19 protein-coding genes are annotated in these 20,347 nt (G+C 30.1%); 1 reads left to right on the forward strand and 18 read right to left on the reverse strand.

Annotation, left to right across the window (positions count from 1 at the left end):
• Positions 1 to 62: 62 nt before the first annotated feature.
• Positions 63 to 308, forward strand: coding sequence for a F0F1 ATP synthase subunit epsilon (locus HHU12_RS06770; protein ID WP_062618918.1), 246 nt, complete (start codon positions 63 to 65; stop codon positions 306 to 308).
• Positions 309 to 1,102: 794 nt separating this feature from the next.
• Here HHU12_RS06770 and HHU12_RS06775 read toward each other — a convergent pair.
• The 18 genes from HHU12_RS06775 to HHU12_RS06860 form a co-directional block, all read right to left on the reverse strand.
• On the reverse strand, positions 1,103 to 2,485 hold the full coding sequence (locus HHU12_RS06775) for an undecaprenyl-phosphate glucose phosphotransferase (RefSeq protein ID WP_169655996.1): 1,383 nt from the start codon (positions 2,483 to 2,485) through the stop codon (positions 1,103 to 1,105).
• Positions 2,486 to 2,553: 68 nt separating this feature from the next.
• Positions 2,554 to 3,291: a WecB/TagA/CpsF family glycosyltransferase gene (locus HHU12_RS06780; protein WP_169655997.1), complete on the reverse strand. Its 738-nt coding sequence runs from the start codon at positions 3,289 to 3,291 to the stop codon at positions 2,554 to 2,556.
• Positions 3,278 to 3,823, reverse strand: coding sequence for an acyltransferase (locus tag HHU12_RS06785; RefSeq protein WP_169655998.1), 546 nt, complete (start codon positions 3,821 to 3,823; stop codon positions 3,278 to 3,280). The genes HHU12_RS06780 and HHU12_RS06785 overlap by 14 nt, the downstream gene beginning before the upstream one ends.
• Positions 3,804 to 4,931, reverse strand: a complete 1,128-nt coding sequence (locus HHU12_RS06790) for a glycosyltransferase family protein (RefSeq protein ID WP_169655999.1) — start codon at positions 4,929 to 4,931, stop codon at positions 3,804 to 3,806. Before HHU12_RS06790 ends, HHU12_RS06785 begins: the two co-directional genes overlap by 20 nt.
• Entirely contained in the window at positions 4,928 to 6,229 is a 1,302-nt protein-coding gene (locus HHU12_RS06795) for an O-antigen ligase family protein (protein WP_169656000.1), read from the reverse strand. The genes HHU12_RS06790 and HHU12_RS06795 overlap by 4 nt, the downstream gene beginning before the upstream one ends.
• Entirely contained in the window at positions 6,189 to 7,166 is a 978-nt protein-coding gene (locus HHU12_RS06800) for a glycosyltransferase family 4 protein (RefSeq protein WP_169656001.1), read from the reverse strand. Before HHU12_RS06800 ends, HHU12_RS06795 begins: the two co-directional genes overlap by 41 nt.
• Positions 7,114 to 7,965, reverse strand: coding sequence for a hypothetical protein (locus tag HHU12_RS06805; protein WP_169656002.1), 852 nt, complete (start codon positions 7,963 to 7,965; stop codon positions 7,114 to 7,116). Before HHU12_RS06805 ends, HHU12_RS06800 begins: the two co-directional genes overlap by 53 nt.
• Positions 7,966 to 8,309: 344 nt before the next feature.
• A complete protein-coding gene (locus HHU12_RS06810) occupies positions 8,310 to 9,548 on the reverse strand; it encodes an oligosaccharide flippase family protein (RefSeq protein ID WP_169656003.1) in 1,239 nt (412 codons plus the stop codon).
• 52 nt (positions 9,549 to 9,600) lie between these two features.
• Positions 9,601 to 10,806, reverse strand: a complete 1,206-nt coding sequence (gene wecC / locus HHU12_RS06815; RefSeq protein WP_169656004.1) for a UDP-N-acetyl-D-mannosamine dehydrogenase — start codon at positions 10,804 to 10,806, stop codon at positions 9,601 to 9,603.
• A gap of 11 nt (positions 10,807 to 10,817) precedes the next feature.
• The gene (gene wecB / locus HHU12_RS06820; protein ID WP_169656005.1) at positions 10,818 to 11,939 is read right to left on the reverse strand and encodes a non-hydrolyzing UDP-N-acetylglucosamine 2-epimerase; all 1,122 of its coding nucleotides are present in this window, start codon (positions 11,937 to 11,939) and stop codon (positions 10,818 to 10,820) included.
• The gene (locus HHU12_RS06825; RefSeq protein ID WP_169656006.1) at positions 11,939 to 13,336 is read right to left on the reverse strand and encodes a nucleotide sugar dehydrogenase; all 1,398 of its coding nucleotides are present in this window, start codon (positions 13,334 to 13,336) and stop codon (positions 11,939 to 11,941) included. The genes wecB and HHU12_RS06825 overlap by 1 nt, the downstream gene beginning before the upstream one ends.
• Positions 13,337 to 13,343: 7 nt before the next feature.
• On the reverse strand, positions 13,344 to 14,402 hold the full coding sequence (locus HHU12_RS06830; protein ID WP_169656007.1) for a hypothetical protein: 1,059 nt from the start codon (positions 14,400 to 14,402) through the stop codon (positions 13,344 to 13,346).
• Positions 14,403 to 14,501: 99 nt separating this feature from the next.
• Positions 14,502 to 15,494 (reverse strand): SDR family oxidoreductase, encoded by a 993-nt coding sequence (locus HHU12_RS06835; RefSeq protein WP_169656008.1) that lies wholly within the window; start codon positions 15,492 to 15,494, stop codon positions 14,502 to 14,504.
• Positions 15,495 to 15,496: 2 nt separating this feature from the next.
• Complete coding sequence (locus HHU12_RS06840; RefSeq protein ID WP_169656009.1) at positions 15,497 to 16,762, reverse strand: nucleotide sugar dehydrogenase; 1,266 nt, start codon at positions 16,760 to 16,762, stop codon at positions 15,497 to 15,499.
• Positions 16,763 to 16,792: 30 nt separating this feature from the next.
• A complete protein-coding gene (locus HHU12_RS06845) occupies positions 16,793 to 17,869 on the reverse strand; it encodes a mannose-1-phosphate guanylyltransferase (protein ID WP_169656010.1) in 1,077 nt (358 codons plus the stop codon).
• A gap of 18 nt (positions 17,870 to 17,887) precedes the next feature.
• Complete coding sequence (locus tag HHU12_RS06850; protein WP_169656011.1) at positions 17,888 to 18,229, reverse strand: DUF721 domain-containing protein; 342 nt, start codon at positions 18,227 to 18,229, stop codon at positions 17,888 to 17,890.
• A 7-nt stretch (positions 18,230 to 18,236) separates the two neighbouring features.
• The gene (gene recF / locus HHU12_RS06855) at positions 18,237 to 19,310 is read right to left on the reverse strand and encodes a DNA replication/repair protein RecF (RefSeq protein WP_169656012.1); all 1,074 of its coding nucleotides are present in this window, start codon (positions 19,308 to 19,310) and stop codon (positions 18,237 to 18,239) included.
• A gap of 101 nt (positions 19,311 to 19,411) precedes the next feature.
• Positions 19,412 to 20,296 carry an ATP-grasp domain-containing protein gene (locus HHU12_RS06860; protein WP_169656013.1) on the reverse strand — a complete coding sequence of 295 codons (885 nt, stop codon included), beginning with the start codon at positions 20,294 to 20,296 and terminating at the stop codon, positions 19,412 to 19,414.
• Between the last annotated feature and the right edge of the window lie 51 nt (positions 20,297 to 20,347).

Here is a 20,347-nt window from a genome sequence, read left to right on the forward strand (position 1 = left end):
AGTTGTACACATTGACTGCTTCTACCTCTCAAACATAATTTACTTTAATAAATTTATTTATCATGTTTGTTGAATTAATTACTCCTGATAAAAAATATTTTGAAGGTGAAGCTACAGGTGTGAAAGTTCCTGGTATCAACGGGGAATTTGAAATGCTTGATAGACACGCCAACATCATCTCAAGCTTAGCAAAAGGTGATGTTCGTATCGCCAACGGTAAAGACCTTACTACTTTCACTGTTGACGGCGGTACTATCGAGATGCTTGACAACAAGCTAGTAATTCTAGCAGAAGCTGTATTAAGCTAAGCATCATCACATAGCATTATGATTAAGGACGATTTTATCGTCCTTTTTTTATGCTTAAAAATGAATGTAACGTTTCGCATATAATCCAATAAGAGTCTTATAAAAACAAAAACACCTCACTAATTTAATAATGAGGTGAAAACTATACTAGCATACCCTTATCTAACAGTAGAGGGTAAAATAATATCCACAAAATCTTGATTAAATATTGGCTTTAAGTAAATGCTCAGAAATTTAGTCGCATATTTTGGTGTTATTAAGAGAAATAGTATTGTTTTTTTAGAACCGTTAAAAAAATTCCTTCTAGTACTTTAAGCTTTATTACTCATTGCTAATCATATATTTAAGTTCACTCCTAACATTTGATATATTTTTATTTATACAATAAATTCATTTAAAACACCCCACCACAAGATGAGGTGAAAACTGAACTATTCTCTTCCCGATTCCCATCAAAAGAAGATATATACAACATAACTTGTGATTATTTGATGCCTGTTAGCTAAGTGAGAGCATAACAAATAATTTGCTTGCATACAGAAATAGTTTAGCTTTTTTATATGAACCGAAGCAGAGTACAATGACTCTATTTCTTGTTTTCTATATTTATTCAATATTAACCGCTAAACAATTTATTTACAAATATTTACTAAATTATTTTCAAGTGTTTTTTCACTTTTATGAAATTGAAAATGGTGCATTGTGTTATTGAAAATTTCGTAACAAAAAAAGAGTCACAAACCTTAAAATTACAGGTTTATGACTCTTTTAAATATTTTCTTAATGAAAGGTTATTAATAAGCCTTTTCATCTCCATTTACAATCCCCATCACTGTATCAAAAATTATTTGAACATCGAACCATAAACTCCAATTATTAACATAAAATCGATCAAGCTTCACTCGTCCTTTCATTGCATACTCATCGTTTTCCGTTTCTCCTCTATATCCTCTTGCTTGAGCAAGACCCGTAATACCAGGTTTTACTAAATGACGAGACATGAACTTCTCAACCACTTTAGAATATTCTTCAGTGTGACGCAACATATGAGGTCTTGGCCCTACCACAGACATATTACCGATAAATACATTAAAGAACTGTGGAAGTTCATCAATAGAAGTTTTGCGAATAAATGCTCCAACCTTAGTGATTCTCATATCACCCTTCGTAGCTTGTTTAGCATCGCTATCAGAATTCACTGCCATTGACCTAAACTTGTAACACCAAAATGCTCTACCATCTTTCCCTGTTCTTTTCTGTCTAAAGAAAACAGGTCCTTTAGATTCTAGTTTTATAATTAATGTCATCAATGGTGTTAACCAAGACATCAATAGAACTATTACAGAAAAAGAGAATACCACATCAAAAGCTCTTTTCATTAGCTGATTATGTTGGTCATCCAATGGAACTGGAGAAACATCCAATACAGGAATTTCATCATATCGCTCCAAAGTAATCCCTTTAGAAGCAAAACCCCTAAAATCAGTAATTAGCTTCACCTTAATCATGTGACTTTCTCCCCAATCAATTAGCTCACGAATCAATTCATATTCAATATAAGGAATACAACAGTAAACCTCATTCACGCTATTCTCTATAGCAAAGGATTTGAACTCTGAAAGTTTTCCTTTAACATACATTTCCGTTGACTTATCATCAAAGAAACCTAAAAACCTAAAACCAAATTCAGGGTGAACTCTAAAGAATTTTCTAACTTCTACTGCTAATGGGCCGTAACCGAGGACTGCTACATTTTTGTAACTAAAACCTTGTCGGCGATACATTCGTACAGCATAGATACCAATTACTTTTACTATGAAAACAATTGGTGTCCATATCATATAGGTATTGAGTAGAAACTCTCTTGAGACATTAGCAAACTTAATCCCTACAACAAAAGTAGAAACAGCCATTCCATGCCATATTAATGCAGAAGTATAGCTTCTTAATACTTTTGTAACCCTTTTAGTTCTTTGAAAAGCATGTGGTTTTAAAGATAATGAAATGATGATCCATGCTAGATTTGCAAAAATCCATAGCATGGTATAAGGGTCCTTCTCCAACAAAGGATGTAAACCATTAAACTTTAATAATGTAGCTAACACTATTGATAGGTTTAACAGTAATAAATCAAGAACAAAATTGAATGGTTGGAGATATTTTAATTTGCCTGTCATATTTATGAACTAAAAAATTACCACACAAAAATATAAAAATATGACTTACTAGTAGTAGATTTAATCTATTATTTTCTTAATAACTCTCTAATAACAAGCATAATGAACTTAGTATTTCCTACAAAATACCTTTTAAACATTCTTCTAGGTTCTTGCAAAAATCTATAAAACCATTCTAGTCCTAATTTTTGCATCCACAATGGAGCTCTCTTAACTTTACCAGCCACAACATCAAAACTACCACCTACCCCCATTGTAAAGTTAACCTTTGAAAGGATATCTCTATTTTGATGTAAAAAATTTTCCTTAGTTGGAGAACTAATAGCAACAAAAAGAATATTAGCTCCACTATTAGCTATTTCTTCAGCTATAGTTCTCTCTTCTTCTTTTTTGAAATAACCATTACGGTATCCAGCAATAATATCTGTGGAATATTTTTCTGAATATTTATTTACTACACTTGCTATTACTTCTTCTTTAGCACCAAAAAAGAAAATCTTGAAATTTTCTTTTTCGGCAACTTTTACAAGTTCCTCCATTAAATCAATACCAGCAACTCTTTCAGGCAATGGTTGACCTAGTATTTTAGAAGCCCATACAATAGATTGTCCATCAGCATTGATGACATCAGCTTCATTAACACTTTGAGCAAGTACTTTGTCAGATTGCATAAGAACTATCTTTCCTGCATTTACTACTGTATGATTAATTGACTTCTTTTCATTAATAGTTGAAATAATTAGATCTATTGTTTCATTTAACGTCAAAGAATTAATAATTGTATTTATTATTTTAATTTTTCTCATATCTATACTTTATTAAAGAAGCAGGGTTCCCTCCATAAATAGAATATTCTTTATTATCTTTAGTAACAACACTTCCTGCTGCAATAATACTACCTTTCTTTATTGTTATTTTATTTCCTAAAATAACGTTTGTACCAATCCAAACGTCATTTTCAATTTTAACTAATGTTTTCTTTGAAACTCCTTGTTTATTCATTGGTATATCTAATCTATCAAAATTATGATTTGGTCCTAATACAACCAAATTTGGTGCTATCATAACATCATTACCAATAACTAGATTATTAGTAATTCGACTATCATTACCAATACCAGAATTATGACCTATCTCAACATCAGCTCCATTTCCAAAATAAATGTTTCGACCTATATCTATATTGTCTCCTGAATATTTAAATATTTGAGAGCAAACGAAACCTCTGATTTTTCTTATGAATAAACCAACAAATATAGATGTGTTTGAAGGTAATTTTGAAACTATTGAATAATAAATAATCAAAAAGAAATTTGTCTTAATTTTTTGTATGTTCATTATATAACCTTATTAATCTATTGACATTATTTTGTATTCGGTAGTCATCTAAACATATTTCCTCTTGCTGCGAATAATCCTTATGACAGAAATTCTCGAAAATCTCAGGATCAAATTGCTGTGATATAGATAATATCGGTCTACCTGAAAGTGAATAATCAATCAATTTACTAGGAACTTGATTACTAGAAATATTATTGATATTTATCAAAAAATCCATTTCAGACAACTTCTCTATTAATTCTAATCTTGGTACATTAACGTGAACAATTAATTTGCTTCCTAACTTTTTTTTATATCTTTCTATAAATTTATCATTTAGCTCCCTACTAAAAATGATAAACTTAAAATCTTCCTCTCTTTGACATAAGTACTCAAAAAAAGACGACGGATCTCTCATACCTGAATAAAATAGTCCTGCATATGCAAATGTTGGAATACTATTGCCGGAATATTTTTTTGTCGTTATTTTTTCAAAATTAAATGCTTGAGGAAAAACTTTAATATTAGATTGTTTTTTATAATAAGTATAGCTAGTAATTGCTTTGTCTGTTGGGATAAATATATAATCAAATTCTTTTAATACCATCTTCTCAAGATATTTATATATGGGATTTATTTTAATGTAACTTTGAAAAAAAAAGGGATCGCTATATTCAGCTATTTTCAATTTCGATTTATTTAATTTCTTATTTTTCTTTAGTCCCTTATACAAACCATAATGAACAGCAAAAGGAAATGAATTAGAAAAAATTATATCATAACCTCTATTTAAATTCGATAAATATAACGATAGTGAATTGATAAAATTCTTAAAATAAAAAAATGGATAAAAATAATTAATTACTTTTCTTAAATATTCATTTATTTTTATTGATAGTAAATTATGATTTACATTTGAAGAGTTTTTTTCTTCTATAAGATCGCCAATTAATATTACATTAACATTTTTTCTTTTATATATATTAGAATAAAAGATTTTTTTGTTAGGCAAAATTAAATCAATACTATAACCACGCTCTACAAACTCTTCAATAAGTTCATAGGCTCTAAAAGCCCTTGGGGAATTTTCAGGATAAAAAAAATACGATACTAATAATATCTTCATTTAATTTTATTATTTGAATATCTTACAAAGATAAAGTAAAAGAACGCAAAAATAACAACTCCCTTTTGTCTATATAAAATATTTTCAATAAACATGAATAAAGAAAAAGAAATCATTATAGAAGAATAAATGTCTACTTTTAAATTTTGAAAAGATTTATATAAGTGTGACAGAATAAAAGTAACAAAAGGTATAAACCCAATAATACCATAACATATTAAAATATCTAAATATTGATTATGAGTATGAGCATTATTCAAATATGCCCAAGAATCCGTTTTTCTAATATTTTGTAAAGAAGTTAAATAATCTCCACCTCCAACCCCTAACCAAGGATTTTGTATAAATAATTTAAGGGCACTTTGCCAATTTTGAATTCTAGCATTATCTCCTTCACTTATAAAATTAAGTATTCTAGATAATGTATCTTGAGACCAAAATTTAACATTTAATTCATTAATTAACTCCGAAGCAATACCAGGCAATACAGATACAAGTAACCAGAGAATAAATAAATTAAATATTAAAGTTAGAATCATTTTTAATTGATTTGAAACATTAATCTTACGCAATATTTTTGTCAACAAAAACAAATAAAAGAGAGTAAATATCAATAAAACACTGCTTTTTGTAGATAAAATATAAATTATAAATAGCAGGTAAATACTAATTAAAAATCGCAGAAACACCTTACCGTTAAAATAAAAAATAACTAGTAAAATAGAAATCAGTACATAAAATGATAAATATAATGGTTGCATTATATCTGGTACGATTTCAATAATAAAATTCCTATGGTAATGGGTTATTAATCTATATAAAGGCTCTTCATTCTCAAAAATATGTTGTATAACACAATAGTTTATTTTGAGTGAGATTAGCATAACACCAGCAATAAACGATTTCAAAAGATTTCCATAGGGTATTTTAAAATCGTGAAAGTTTATTGAAAATAATATCCCTATAACAAGTATATGAACACTATCAATTATCTTTGCCCCTGCTTCAATTATATTTTGGTTCTTGAATAATAGGAAAATCTGAATAAAAATAAATACTCCCCATGTTATTAGATGTTTACGATACCTAATATCTACACTAGTACAACCTTTTGAGGATAGAAAATAAATCACATACGATATTACAACTAATATTAACGATATATTATAATAGCCAGTATCTATAGACATCATGAATGATAGTAAACAAAAAGTTATAATCAATAAACTTTTTTTAATACTATCAGTCTTAAAAATATTAATCATACAACTTGACAATTTTCCTTGCAATTGTTTCATTATCTAGCTCTAACTCTTTTAATTTATTGATCGAATTCTCTGCTAAATTAGTCTTTTTCTCAAGGATTTTTTCAATTGCTTTTACATAAGTATCAACATTATCTCCACTAATAACATAACAATCATCCACTTTATCTAAAACAACATCAACATCTCCTACTTTTCTAGAAACCACAGGAGTATTACATGCCAAAGCCTCTTTTACTACTTGTGGAGATCCTTCTGAAATTGATGTTAACAGTAAACAATTTGCCTCAATTAACTCCCTGCGTATTTCAGATCTACTTAACCCTCTAAAAGCTATCACCTCAATATCATCTTTATTTCTTTTTCTTAAACGTTCAATTATTTCACTAAACAGTTTATAATTTTTTTCCTTTCTTAGTGGATCTGAAGGAAAGATTATTTTAATTAAGTTACTCCCATGTTTTTGTTTAAAAGTTTCATTTTTTGTTCTTTTAAAATAATTGACATTGACCCCACACGGTATTATAGAAATATTAGTATTATATTTTAATAAAATATCTTTCATTTTTGAATTAACAACAATTAGATTATCAGCTTTTCTAGCTAGTATTTTTGATAAATAAGTTTGAATATTTTTCTTAAGTGAATTATCTCCTTCAAGAATATCACTACCATGGAATGTTATTATAACTTTTAAATTTTTAGGCTTGAAAAGTAATAAGAATAATCCAGAAATTGAGTAGTGAATATGTATTATTGAATATTTAAATCGAATAATTTTTAAAATAATTTTTAACTGTGCTACTGTATATCTATAAAATGTAGAATACTGCCTCAAATTAAAAACTTCAAAAAAATAATCAGAATTATCTTCAATTGCATCTAACTGCTCTTTTACAAAGATTCCTGATAAATTATCATTTTGATCCAAAGGGTACATTGCAGTTATACATAAAATTTTCTTTTTCATATGATGTTTTAATTATTGCAAAAATTAAAATAAATATCTGAAATGTATAATATGAATAAATAACATTTTCAGTAAAAAGACGTAAAATGAATAGTAATAAGATAAATAATATAACCAGATTTTTCTTCTTACAAGAAATCCAAACGATTTTAAATACTGTGTATATAAACAGACCAAAAATTATTAAACCAAAATCAAATAAGATTAAAATAAAGTCATTATGAGGCATTATTCCATCCCAAACTAACTTAAAATTCATTACCCCATGACCAAAAATCATACTACATAAACTGCTTTTATCTAAAAAATAAATATAGTATTTACACCATGCATATACTCTCCAAACTAATGAACTAGTTACTGATTTATTGATTTCTTGAACAGAAGATCCTCTTCTAACTTCAGACAAAAATTCATTAAAAGATAATTCTTGAAAAACATTAAATATTCCAAATACTTTATTGTGAAGAATTGGATTAAAGGTTAATAATAACAGATAAAAACAGAAGAAGGAAAAAACAGAAACTAAGAAATAAAAGAAAAATGTTCTAACATTTATTTGTCTTATTGGTAAGAAAGATGTTAGAGTAATTAAAAAAGATCCAGTTGAGGTTGACAAAAAACCTATCAAAGTTAATGCTATCTTATATTTAAGTGGTAAATCAAAATATATTATTAATATCAATAAAAACACAATAACATTACCAAGCAAATTAACATGTTCAAAAAAACCTATTTCTCTTAATGCAATTTTACCCACCAAAAGGCTATATGTATAAATAATGATAAATAGATTCATAAATATCAATATTAGATATTTGGATAGTTTCACCATCTGATCTCTAGATATCTTTAGTAGACAATAACGCAATAAATTATACGATATATAAAAAGTTATTATCTTAACAAGCCATATAAGATCTGCATTTAAAAAAAAATACTGAATAAGAAAAAATATTATCACAAAAGAAATCTCTATTATTTTTTCAATTTTAACAAATTGAATCTTATTTATTAATAATCCTAGAATTAAATATGCATTTGAAAAAATAAAAATTAACAACCGAAATGGAGTTAATATATCAAGAATTAATATTACAAAAATATAAACTAATAAAAATTTAAAGTATGATATTTTCAAATTCATTTTTGTTTACTTAAACGAAAAGTTAATATTAAATTGATAATATAAGCAAGTGAATATGATAACGAAAAAAGTACTATGAAAGATTTTGACGATTCTAAATTTATAGAAATAATAGCTGATAATACTATTAAAGTAAATAAAAGCATTTGCCACAACAAATCTAAACTTTGTTTACCAACTATATGATAAACATCTGTCATTGGACTAGATATAAATCTAAAAAATAAAAATGGTGACAAAATTTGAGCATATTCCCCTGCTAAACTCCAATTATCACCAAAAAAAAATATAAAAAGGTCTTTACCAAAAAATAGTAATGCTAATGAAGGAAATATAGATAATAGTAATAATTTGATTAAGGTTTTAACAAATATATCTCTGCAATTTCCAATAGTATTATATTCTATTGCCGCTTCATTCCTAAATACTTGAGAAATTGAGTTTGAGATTAATCTATTTGGTATTGATACAACCTTTGATGACATAGAGTAGTTACCTATTATACTATTATCAGAAAAATATTTTTTTAAAAAAAACACTGGCAACTGATTGGTTAAAGAATTCAAAGCATTACTAAATATAGTAAACTTGGGAAAGTTGCTATACAGAACTAGCAATTCGATAATTTCTTTAATATTTAAGTTTTTAATTAAAATATCTTTTTGATACATCCTAAAAAAAGATACAAGAATAATCAAAAAAGTACTTAATAATTGTCCTATTATTAATCCATTAATACTTTTAAAAGTATAAAAAAACACAATCTGTAATAAGATAAGAAAAGTACTTTTATAAATATCTCTCTTTGCTAAATCTGAATATAAACCTTCTTTTATAAAGATAAAATTTGAAGTTTGATATATCGAGTTAAAAAAGCATCCTAATACTATTATTAATATATTAATCTCTAAAAAATGTGATATTAATAAATAAACAGGAACTAATAAAATACTTAAACAAACAGATAGAATAAAACAAATTACGGATAACAATCTACTCTTATTAAGGTCAGCTTCTACAGTAATAGCTCTTTCATACTTTCCTGATAAAAAATTTATCATTATTGCAATAATAGCATTATAGATAGCATATTTACCAAATTCAGAGGGTAGATACATTCTTGACAATATTGGCATAAATAATAAAGGGATTAAAGAGGATATTGTTGATCCAGAAAAAATTTTTAATACATTTTGATTAAAATCAGACTTCAAATATTTATTAAGATTTATCATTACATATAACATGAAAAAAAATAGGGTGAAATAAAGTTTCACCCTATTTTAATTAAACTTTAACTCCACAAAAGTCAAGTACTTTTTTTGTCTCTAAGTTCAGTTGCTTAAATTCATCATGTGCAACTAGAAAGACCACGATATCAGCTTTATTCACTGCCTTTTGATAATCAGTTAATTTAAATATATTATGTTCTTTCACATTTGGTTCAACAATGAAATAATTATCATTATTTGCATTTTGTAATACTTTCTGCACAATATATTTAGCAGGAGATTCTCTTAAATCATCAATATTAGGTTTAAAAGCTAACCCCATTAAAGCAATATTTGGCTTACGACCATGCTCTAATTCAAATTTCAGCTTCTCATTTTGAATCTTTTCAGCACACCAAAAAGCTTTATAGTTATTTATTTCTCTTGCTTTACCAATAATTTGAGATTCCATTGGATATTCAGATACAATAAAATAAGGATCAACGGCAATACAGTGACCACCTACACCACAGCCAGGTTGTAATATATTAACTCTAGGGTGTTTGTTTGCTAAATTGATGAGTTCCCAAACATTGATGCCTGCTTTATCACAGATCAGAGATAATTCGTTTGCGAAAGCAATTTGTACATCACGAGAAGAATTTTCTACTAACTTACACATTTCGGCAGTTCTTGCATTTGTAGCATGAAGTTCTCCTTTTACAAATTGACTGTAAAAAGCTAACGCTTTTTGTGTTGATTTTTCATCTATACCTCCAATTACCCTATCATTATTGACTAACTCAAACATTACATTACCTGGTAATACCCTTTCCGGACAGTATGCAATATTTAATTTACCTTTTAATTCTTGCCTTTCAGAATAAATTAAGTTTGCCATTTTCTCAGTTGTACCCACTGGTGAAGTAGATTCAATTATATATAAATCTTCTTCTTTTAATAAAGGTAAAATAGCTTTAGTTGCTGCTTCTACAAATGAGATATCTGGTTCATTTTTACCTTTGAAAGGTGTAGGAACAACTATTAGATAAACATTTGCTTCAATAGGCTTTACATCTGCACTTAAATATCCTTCTTTTACAGCATCAGCTACTGCTTTATCTAGTTCAGGTTCTACAATATGTATTTTACCTTGGTTGATAGTATCTACCACATGTGGATTAACATCAACACCATGAACTTTTACTTTATTTTGTGCGATTAACGCCGCTGTAGGTAAGCCTATATAACCTAAGCCAACCATTACTACTTCCGGATTCATTATAATGTTTCTTAGTTATTGTTTAGAATAAATTCCACTACTCTTTCTGATGCTTTTCCATCACCATAAGGGTTATGTAACGCACTCATTTTTTCATATCTATGATGATCAGAAAGTAATGAAGTAGCTTCTTTTACTATTAAGTTAGCATTAGTTCCTACTAATAAGACTGTCCCTGCTTCAACAGCTTCTGGTCTTTCAGTAGTATCTCTCATTACTAGAACAGGTTTTCCAAGAGATGGTGCCTCTTCTTGAACTCCACCACTATCAGTAATAATTAATTTTGACTGATTCATTAACCAAATAAATGCAGGGTAAGATAATGGATCTATTAATTTAATATTATCTATACCTCCCAAAATATCATATACTGGTTTTTGAACATTAGGATTTAGATGAACAGGGTATATTATTTGTACTCCTGTAGTTTCGGCTATTTCTTTTAAAGCAGTACAAATATTTAAAAAGCCTTGTCCATGATTTTCTCTCCTATGACCTGTTACTAAGATCAAATCTCTATTAGGAGTAATAATGGATTTAAGAAATTCTATTTCCTGATTTCCTTCAAGTTGCTTTACCTTTTCAACACTAAACATTAATGCATCAATCACGGTATTTCCAGTAACCAATATCCTATCTTCAGATGTATTCTCTTGTAGTAAGTTTTGTTTCGATGTAATAGTAGGGGAAAAATGATAATCTGCAACTCTACCTGTTATTTGCCTATTAAGTTCTTCAGGGAAAGGAGCTCTTTTATTATAAGTCCTTAGCCCTGCTTCAATATGACAGACTTGAGCTCCCGAATAAAAACCTGCTATACCAGCAGCCATTGTTGTTGTTGTATCACCATGTACAAATACATAATCAGGCTGAAAATCTTCTAAAATAGTTTTCATACCAACAATAATGTCACTTGTCAATGAGTATAAGTTTTGATTAGGTTTCATTAAATCCAAATCAAAATCAGGTTCTATTTCATAAAATTCTAGAACCTGATCTAACATTTCTCTATGTTGAGCTGTTACACATACTTTTGTATCAAAATCAACACTATTTTTTTGAAACTCTTTAACAAGCGGAGCCATTTTAATTGCCTCAGGCCTAGTTCCAAAAACTACTAATATTTTCTTCATTACTTCCCTATATTATAAACATTAAAGCCTAATGTATTCAGTTCTTGCTTATCCAAAATATTTCTACCATCAAATATATTTGCAGGTTTTAGTACTTTTGAATAAATCTTTTCCCAATTATAATCCTTGAACTCATCCCACTCTGTCAGAACAGCAATCGCATGAGCATCACCTACTGCATTAAAAGGGTTATTTACAATCTTTACTCTTGATCTAATGTATTCAGAAGAATGATTATTTAAGTATTCTAAATCAGCATATACTCTTTCTTCAGTTACTTTAGGATCGTAAATAACAATTTCAGCATCTTCATCTAATAAATGATCTGCAACATAAATTGCGGCTGATTCACGTGTATCATTGGTATCTTTTTTAAATGCCCAACCAAAGAAGGCTATTTTTTTACCTGAGACTGTATTATAAGATTCTTTGATAATACGATCTGCAAAACGTCTTTTTTGGTAATCATTTAGCTTGATTACTTGATCCCAATATTCAGCGACCTCATCAAGTCCATAAGATTTTGCGATATAAACCAAGTTTAAGACGTCTTTTTGGAAACATGAACCTCCAAAACCAACAGATGATTTTAAAAATTTTGGTCCAATTCTACTATCCATACCAATTGCACGTGCAATTTCATCCACATCCGCTTCTGTTTTTTCACATAAAGCTGACATAGCGTTGATTGATGAAATACGTTGTGCTAAGAATGCGTTTGCAGTTAATTTAGAAAGCTCTGAAGACCATACGTTTGTCTGTAATACCCTTTCTTTTGGAACCCAAGCTTCATAAATTGAAGATAAAGTATCTTTTGCTATTTGGCCTGACTCTGTGTTATCTCCTCCTATTAATACTCTATCTGGACTTAATAGGTCATCAATTGCTGTACCTTCAGCCAAGAATTCAGGGTTTGAAAGGATTTCAAAATTAAAGCCACTTTCAGAGTTGGATAGAATATCAGATAACGCTTCTGCTGTTCTTACAGGAAGTGTCGATTTTTCTACTACTATTTTATCTCGTTGTGCTATACTTGCAATTTGACGTGCACAAAGTTCAATATATTTTAAATCAGCCGCTTGACCTTTTCCTTTTCCATAGGTTTTTGTAGGGGTATTTACAGATATAAAAATCATATCCGCATCTCTGATACCTTGCTCCACATCAGTAGAGAAAAATAAATTTCTTCCTCTTGTATGTTCTACTACCTCTGATAAGCCAGGTTCGTAGATAGGTAGTTTATCTAGATCTGTATCATTCCAATCTTGAATACGTTGCTCGTTAATATCAACAATATTCACTTTAATGTGAGGGTTTTTCAGGGCAATTACTGCCATTGTAGGTCCACCTACATAACCCGCTCCGATACAACAGATGTTTTTGATTTCTTTTTTCATAACAGCATTAATTTTTCAAATTAGCTTTGGATTTTAGATAAGAGTTGATGTCTGTTAGGATAGCAAAAGCTATGATAGATATAAAACCTGCCAGCATTCCTAAGGCCGTTTTACCTTTTGCTGATAGGGATACGGTATAAAATTCTGAGAATCTGTTTACAAATTCTACAGGTTGGAGTAATGATAGCTTTCTTCTAATAATAGCAATACTATCGTCCGCTCTTCTACTTTTTTGCATGGCTTCAAAAGCTAGCTCACCACTTTGTCTAATATAACTATCATTTTGTTGATCTGTAGACATTAATACAACATTAGAATTACCCCTATTAGGTCTGCCTTGCTGTATTAAATCTCCCTGAGAGTCTATGATTTTTTTGTAAGCTTGATTATAGTCCTGCAGTTCTTTTTTCTCTTCTATAAAGCTTTCAGATTTTATATCAAGGTTCTTTTTATAGACATCTAAGTTTTTCTTTATATAAACATTATTATTGAAATAATATTCAAAACCTTGTTGAATCAATTGTTTTGTAATATTTGGATCTATGGAACTTACTATGATTTCAAAGCGTGTTTCGTTATCATAACTGTTCATTAATAGAGAGTCTGCTAAATGATTATTTTCAATTGCTCCATATTTATATAACCTAAAATAACTTGTGGCAGTTATTTCAGAAATAAGTTCTGCAGTTTCAACTGGTATATTAAGAGCTTTGGCTAACATTGGCCTTCCCTCATCAGTGCATAGTGCATTCAACTCATTAACTTCAGTTGTAAAATCAACTCCTTTCAAAAACCTAGAATTCACTGTAGCTTTGGAAGAATAAAATTTTGAGGTATTTTTAGTCATATAACCTATTACTCCTCCTATAACTATAGCTAAAGCAATAAGTATTTTCCACTTATTAACAATGTTGTAAAAATATAGGATTATCCCCAAAAAAAGCTTTCCTACACTATTAACAAAGGCATTGACCTTATCACCAATTATTGAAAACAATTCGAGTAAATCAATTTCGTCGTTATTGGATGTAGATTGGTTGTTTGATTTGTTTTTATTTTCTTCCATAAAGGTTAGATCTCAAATATTTAAGTGTGCAAATATACTAGAAGAATTCAGAAATTACTTTAATAAGAAACCTGTTAAATTCTATTTTGCAAAAAATAATTATGAGTGGCTCTTAATATTTAAATTATCATGATACCATTTCGATGCATTCTCTAGGCCTTTTCTGACATTAAATTGAGGGTTATACCCCATCAATTTATTCGCCTTTTCGATAGACGCTAAAGAATGTCTTACATCACCAGTTCTTTCAGGACCGTAATTTGGTTGAATTTTTTGAATATTTTCATCAAACTCCCCTAAAAATTCTTGAATTAATGCAAACAAAGTATTCAAACTGATTCTTTCTCCGTAAGCAACATTATACACTTGGTTTACTGCTTCTTGATTTTCTGTTATTGCCGCTTGTTCATTGGCATGTACAACATTATCTATGTATGTAAAGTCTCTTGATGTTTCACCGTCTCCATTTATTGTTGGTGACTCCCCATTTAATAGAGAAATTACAAACTTTGGAATTACAGCGGCATAGGCTCCAAAAGGATCTTGCCTTTTACCAAAAACATTAAAATATCTTAAGCCAATTGTTTCTATACCGTATGTTTTCGAAAACACATCAGCATATAACTCATTAACATATTTAGTTACTGCATACGGTGATAATGGTTTCCCTATTTTATCTTCTTCTTTTGGTAAATCAGGGTGATCACCATATGTAGAAGAACTTGCGGCATAGATAAAGCGCTTTACCCCTTCATCTTTTGCAACAGAAAGTAGGTTTAAAAAACCAGAGACATTTACTGCATTTGAAGTGATAGGATCATTAATAGAACGAGGAACTGAACCTAAAGCAGCTTGATGAAAAATAATATCTACACCTTCAACTGCTTTTTTACAATCTTCCAAATTTCTAATATCACCTTCAATAAAAGTGAAATGATCTGACTTTAGGAATGGTTCAATATTTTCAGGTTTTCCTGTAGAAAAGTTATCTAAACCGACAATAGTATTATCCTGTTCAATAAACTTTTCTAGTAAGTTTGAACCTATAAATCCTGCTACTCCTGTGATTAATATTTTCTTCTTTGTGAGCATGATTAAAGGCGATCTGTAATATATTTTTTATCAATTACACTTTTTACATCGTATATCACTGCACCTGATTCATTCAATGCTTTCCAATCGATCTCTTCTTTAAAGCTTTGATGTGCTACTGCGTGAATAATGGCACTGTAATTATCTCCTATTTCAGATAGCAAATTGATTCCGTATTCTTCGTATACTTCTTCTTTATCAGCATGAGGGTCATATACCTCTACATCTAAATTGAAAGATTGTAACTCACGGATTACATCAATTGCCTTTGAGTTTCTAATATCAGGACAATCTTCTTTGAAGGTAATACCTAGCATCAATACTTTTGTTCCTTTTTGGATGGATGCATTTTTTTCCATCATTAGACGTAGCACTTTATTAGCTACATGTGCTCCCATTCCATCGTTGATTCTTCTGCCTGCAAGAATCACTTCTGGATGATAACCGAGTGACTCAGATTTGTAAGTGAGGTAATATGGATCAACACCAATACAGTGACCTCCTACTAAACCGGGTCTGAAAGGTAAAAAGTTCCATTTTGTACCAGCAGCTTCTAATACATCTAAAGTATCTATACCTACTTTATCAAAGATTTTTGAAAGCTCATTTACAAATGCAATATTCAGATCTCTTTGCGAGTTCTCAATTACTTTTGCTGCTTCAGCTACTTTGATGGAAGAAGCTTTATGCGTACCAACTTTTACCACTACTTGGTACATTTGATCAATTTCTTCTGCAATTTCTGGAGTTGATCCAGAAGTTACTTTCATGATATTATGTACTCTATGTACATGATCACCTGGGTTTATTCTTTCAGGAGAATAACCTGCATAAAAGTCCTCATTGAATTGCAAGCCACTTACCTTCTCTAATACAGGTACACAAACTTCTTCAGTACAACCAGGGTAGACTGTAGATTCATAGACTACAATATTTCCATAAGAGAGTACTTTACCTACGGTCTCACTGGCTTTTTTAAGCGGAGTAAGATCAGGTGTTTTATATTCATCTATTGGAGTAGGAACAGTAACAATATAAATGTCTACTGTCTTTAAATCATCAATATCAGAAGTATATTGGATAAATTCCTGAGCTTCTCTTAACTCTTCTGATGAAACTTCTAAAGTATGATCTACACCTTTATTCAGTTCATTGATTCTTTCAGAGTTAATATCGAAACCAACAACTTTTACTTTCTGTTTTGCAAACTCAGCGGCTAGTGGTAATCCTACATACCCTAAACCTATTACTCCAATAGTCTTATTCATTATTTGTTATAGTTCTGGAATTAAAAAATTTTAGACAAACTCTTTGCCTTTTTGGTCTTTTGCATTGGCCAAAAATTGCTTAACTCTTTGCTCGTGGTCCTTTTCACAAATCATCAAGACATTATCGTATTCTGCAACAATGTAATTCTCAAGACCTTGTACTACTACTAGTTTGTCTTTTGGTGTTTTTACAATTGTATTAAATGTCTCATAAGACATCACATTACCGTGAAGAACATTCTCTTCTTGGTTTTTATCTGCTTGTTCATACAGAGATTTCCACGTTCCTAAATCAGACCAACCAAAATCGGTTCTCATGACATATACATTCTCTGCATGCTCCATGATACCGTAATCAATAGAAATATCTCTACATTGATGATAAAGCTCGTCTATTTTCTGTTCTTCTGATGAAGTGTAGAAAGATTCTTCTGCACTGCTAAACAATTGATGAACATCTTGTAGGTGTGTTTCTATTGCTTTCTTGATTGCTTTGGCATTCCAAACGAAAATACCTGCGTTCCATACAAAGTCGCCACTTAAAACAAAGGCTCTTGCAAGTTCTTCGTTTGGCTTCTCTGTAAATGTTTTTACTTTATATAAAACCTCTAACCTTTCATCATTGAGAGCTTGAATATAACCATAACCTGTATCAGGTCTATTTGGACGAATACCTAGTGTTATTAAAATATCATGAGTGGCAACATAGTGTAAGGCTTTCTCTACTCTCAACTGGAATTCTGGCACATCCAAAATCACATGATCTGCAGGTGCTACTACAATATTTGCATCAGGATCTTTTTTCCCGATCTTGTAAGCGGCATAAGCAACACATGGTGCTGTATTTCTTCTGCAAGGCTCTAAAAGAATTTGGTCATCAGAAAGGAAAGGTAATTGTTCCTTTGTGATTTCTTTATAATCCTTACTGGTAACTATATATATGTTTTCCTTAGGGCATACTCCTTCAAATCTATCAACAGTTTGTTGGATCATTGTACGTCCTACTCCTAAAATATCTTGAAATTGCTTGGGTCTTTTTTCTCTACTGAATGGCCAGAATCTACTTCCAATACCACCGGCCATGATCACCACGTAATTATTATTCATCTTATATATAATAGTTATTTATGCAAATTTTATATCTGTTAAAACTTCAGCTCCCAAACGCCTGTTTAATTTTCTGACAATTCTTTCTCTTGCCATCGTCAATTCATTCTTCAGCGTAGGAGTTGACAAGCGAACGTAAAGTATTTTTCCTCTTAACTTCAAGCTCATAGTTCGTGAAGCAATTGGCGTACCTAATTCCGCTTCCCAAACTTTTTCAATCAATGCTTGATTATAACTGTGACTTTTTTTTAAAGATTTCACAAAATCCTGCATCGCACCAGCAACACTTATCGTCTCGTGCTTTTTGGGAATTGGGGTTACTTTCCTAAACCTATACTTTATCTTTTTGTCGTCACTCAAAATTAAATCATTTTTTTAATTCTATGATATTACAAGGCATTGAAATCTGCTCTATCAATGTTTTAGACCGTTCAGGCCGAGCATCTGACAATAAAATCTGACTAAATTTCTTTTCTTTTATTAAACCAAGCAATTTTTTGATCCGAATGTCGTCCAATTTGTCAAAAATATCATCTAATAACAATATCGGACTTGTCTGAAGTTGTTTTTTAAGCAGCAAAAACTGCCCTAGTTTCAAGGCAATGATAAACGATTTCTGTTGTCCTTGAGATCCAAACTTCTTCAGCGGATAAGCATTTAATCTGAAATCAAAATCATCCTTGTGGATACCTTTTGTAGTTCTTTGCAATGCAATATCTTTCTGCCAGGTTTCTTCAAAGATAGTATCACTTCCAAAATCTGATTTATAATTAATATCCGCTACTTCCTCTCCAGCCAAAGTCTCATAAGCCTCTTTGAAACTTACTATAAACTCTTCAATAAAAGACTTCCTCTTATTTTGAATTATTCGCCCTTCTTTTAAAAGAACATGATCGTAAGGAGCTACCCATTCTTTATTCGGAATTTGTCTTTGTTCTGCAAAGTTCTTAAGTAATTGATTTCTTTGCAATAATGCTCTTTGATAATTAATGAGAGATTGAAGGTATTCTTTATCAAATTGGGAAATTACACTATCAAAGTACCTTCTCCTCACTTCACTTCCTTCTCTTAATAGATCTGTATCATTAGGAGCAATAAGTACGCAAGGAAATTTACCGAAATGCTCGCTGAACCTGTTATATTCTTTCCCATTAAGGCTTATCTTCTTTTTCGACTTATCATATTGGCAGATGACTGTACTTAAATCATTTTCTGTTTTGAATCGTCCTGAAAGAGCAAAATCACTAGCACCATGTTTTACATTTTGGTTTTCAGTAAAACTAAATGCACTTTTTGTCATGGATAACATGTAAACAGCATCAATTAGATTGGTTTTTCCTATACCATTTGGACCAATGATACAGTTTATCCCATCTTCTAATTCTAAGGTGAGTTCATCGTAATTTTTAAAATTCTTTAGATAAAGCCTTTCTAGATACATGTTATTCCTTTTTGCTAGGATGCAAAAGTAATCATTTTATAATGATATCAACATGAATGAAGGTAGTGAATGGATACTTCTACAATAAACACTGTAAACGATCACCTCTGCATTAATGACTTTACTAAAATTGGGAATGAAGTTTCTTGATAGCCTTTCTTTCTGTTTTCTTTGCTGATTTGATATATTTTCCACCAATGAGAAAATAAGTCTTTATAAGCTCTTAAAATTGAATTGTCTGGATCATAGATATGTGCGGGTTCAGAATTGACGCCATTTAATTCCATTATTTTAAAATGCCCCTTCTTCAATGCTTCCTCACTTTCAGCTTTCAAGTCATATCGACCAAAATAAAAGTCGTCAACATGAGACGATATTTTATCAAAAACACGAATATCTAATTCATCTTTTAAGTAATTGGCGTCATTAAAAATAGCTCCTCTACAATGATTACCCATTTTAGAAAGCATAAATACTTTGTTATCAGGCAACACACGTTCTAACTCCTCACTATATTTTTCTTTAAGGAAATCAATGTAAAGTATCGCTCTATTGTGATTTCTAAATAATTCAATCAGCGTACTTTTTCCATCTCCAACTACAAAAAGTTCACCTTTATAAACAACTGAAGTGATCTGACCGCTTTGTTGAGAAGGGTGCCTCACATACATCACACCGTATTCGAAATTGGCTGTAATAAACTCCTGGAGAATGACACCTGATGGATTATCAGATAAATACTTTTCAATTTCAGCATCAGATTTTATCTTTTCTACTCCGCTACCTCTTTCTCCTTCATCAGGTTTTAAAATAATTGGAAAACTTAAATCCAATTGTTTCATTGTCGATTTTACCTCTTGAAGGGTGGGTGTAGTTTGAAAGAAATGAGATTTTGGAAGATACTCCTCCGGTATCTGCTTTAGAGCATTGAATTTTGAATAATTAAAAAAGCCACCATACTTCATTCCAGGATTGGCTAAGGTCATAAAACTAAATGACTTTGAAAGTATGGAGAGAAATAAGTAAAAAAAGTAGAC

The sequence above is a fragment of the Flammeovirga aprica JL-4 genome (assembly GCF_012844305.1).
Lineage (GTDB): Bacteria > Bacteroidota > Bacteroidia > Cytophagales > Flammeovirgaceae > Flammeovirga > Flammeovirga aprica.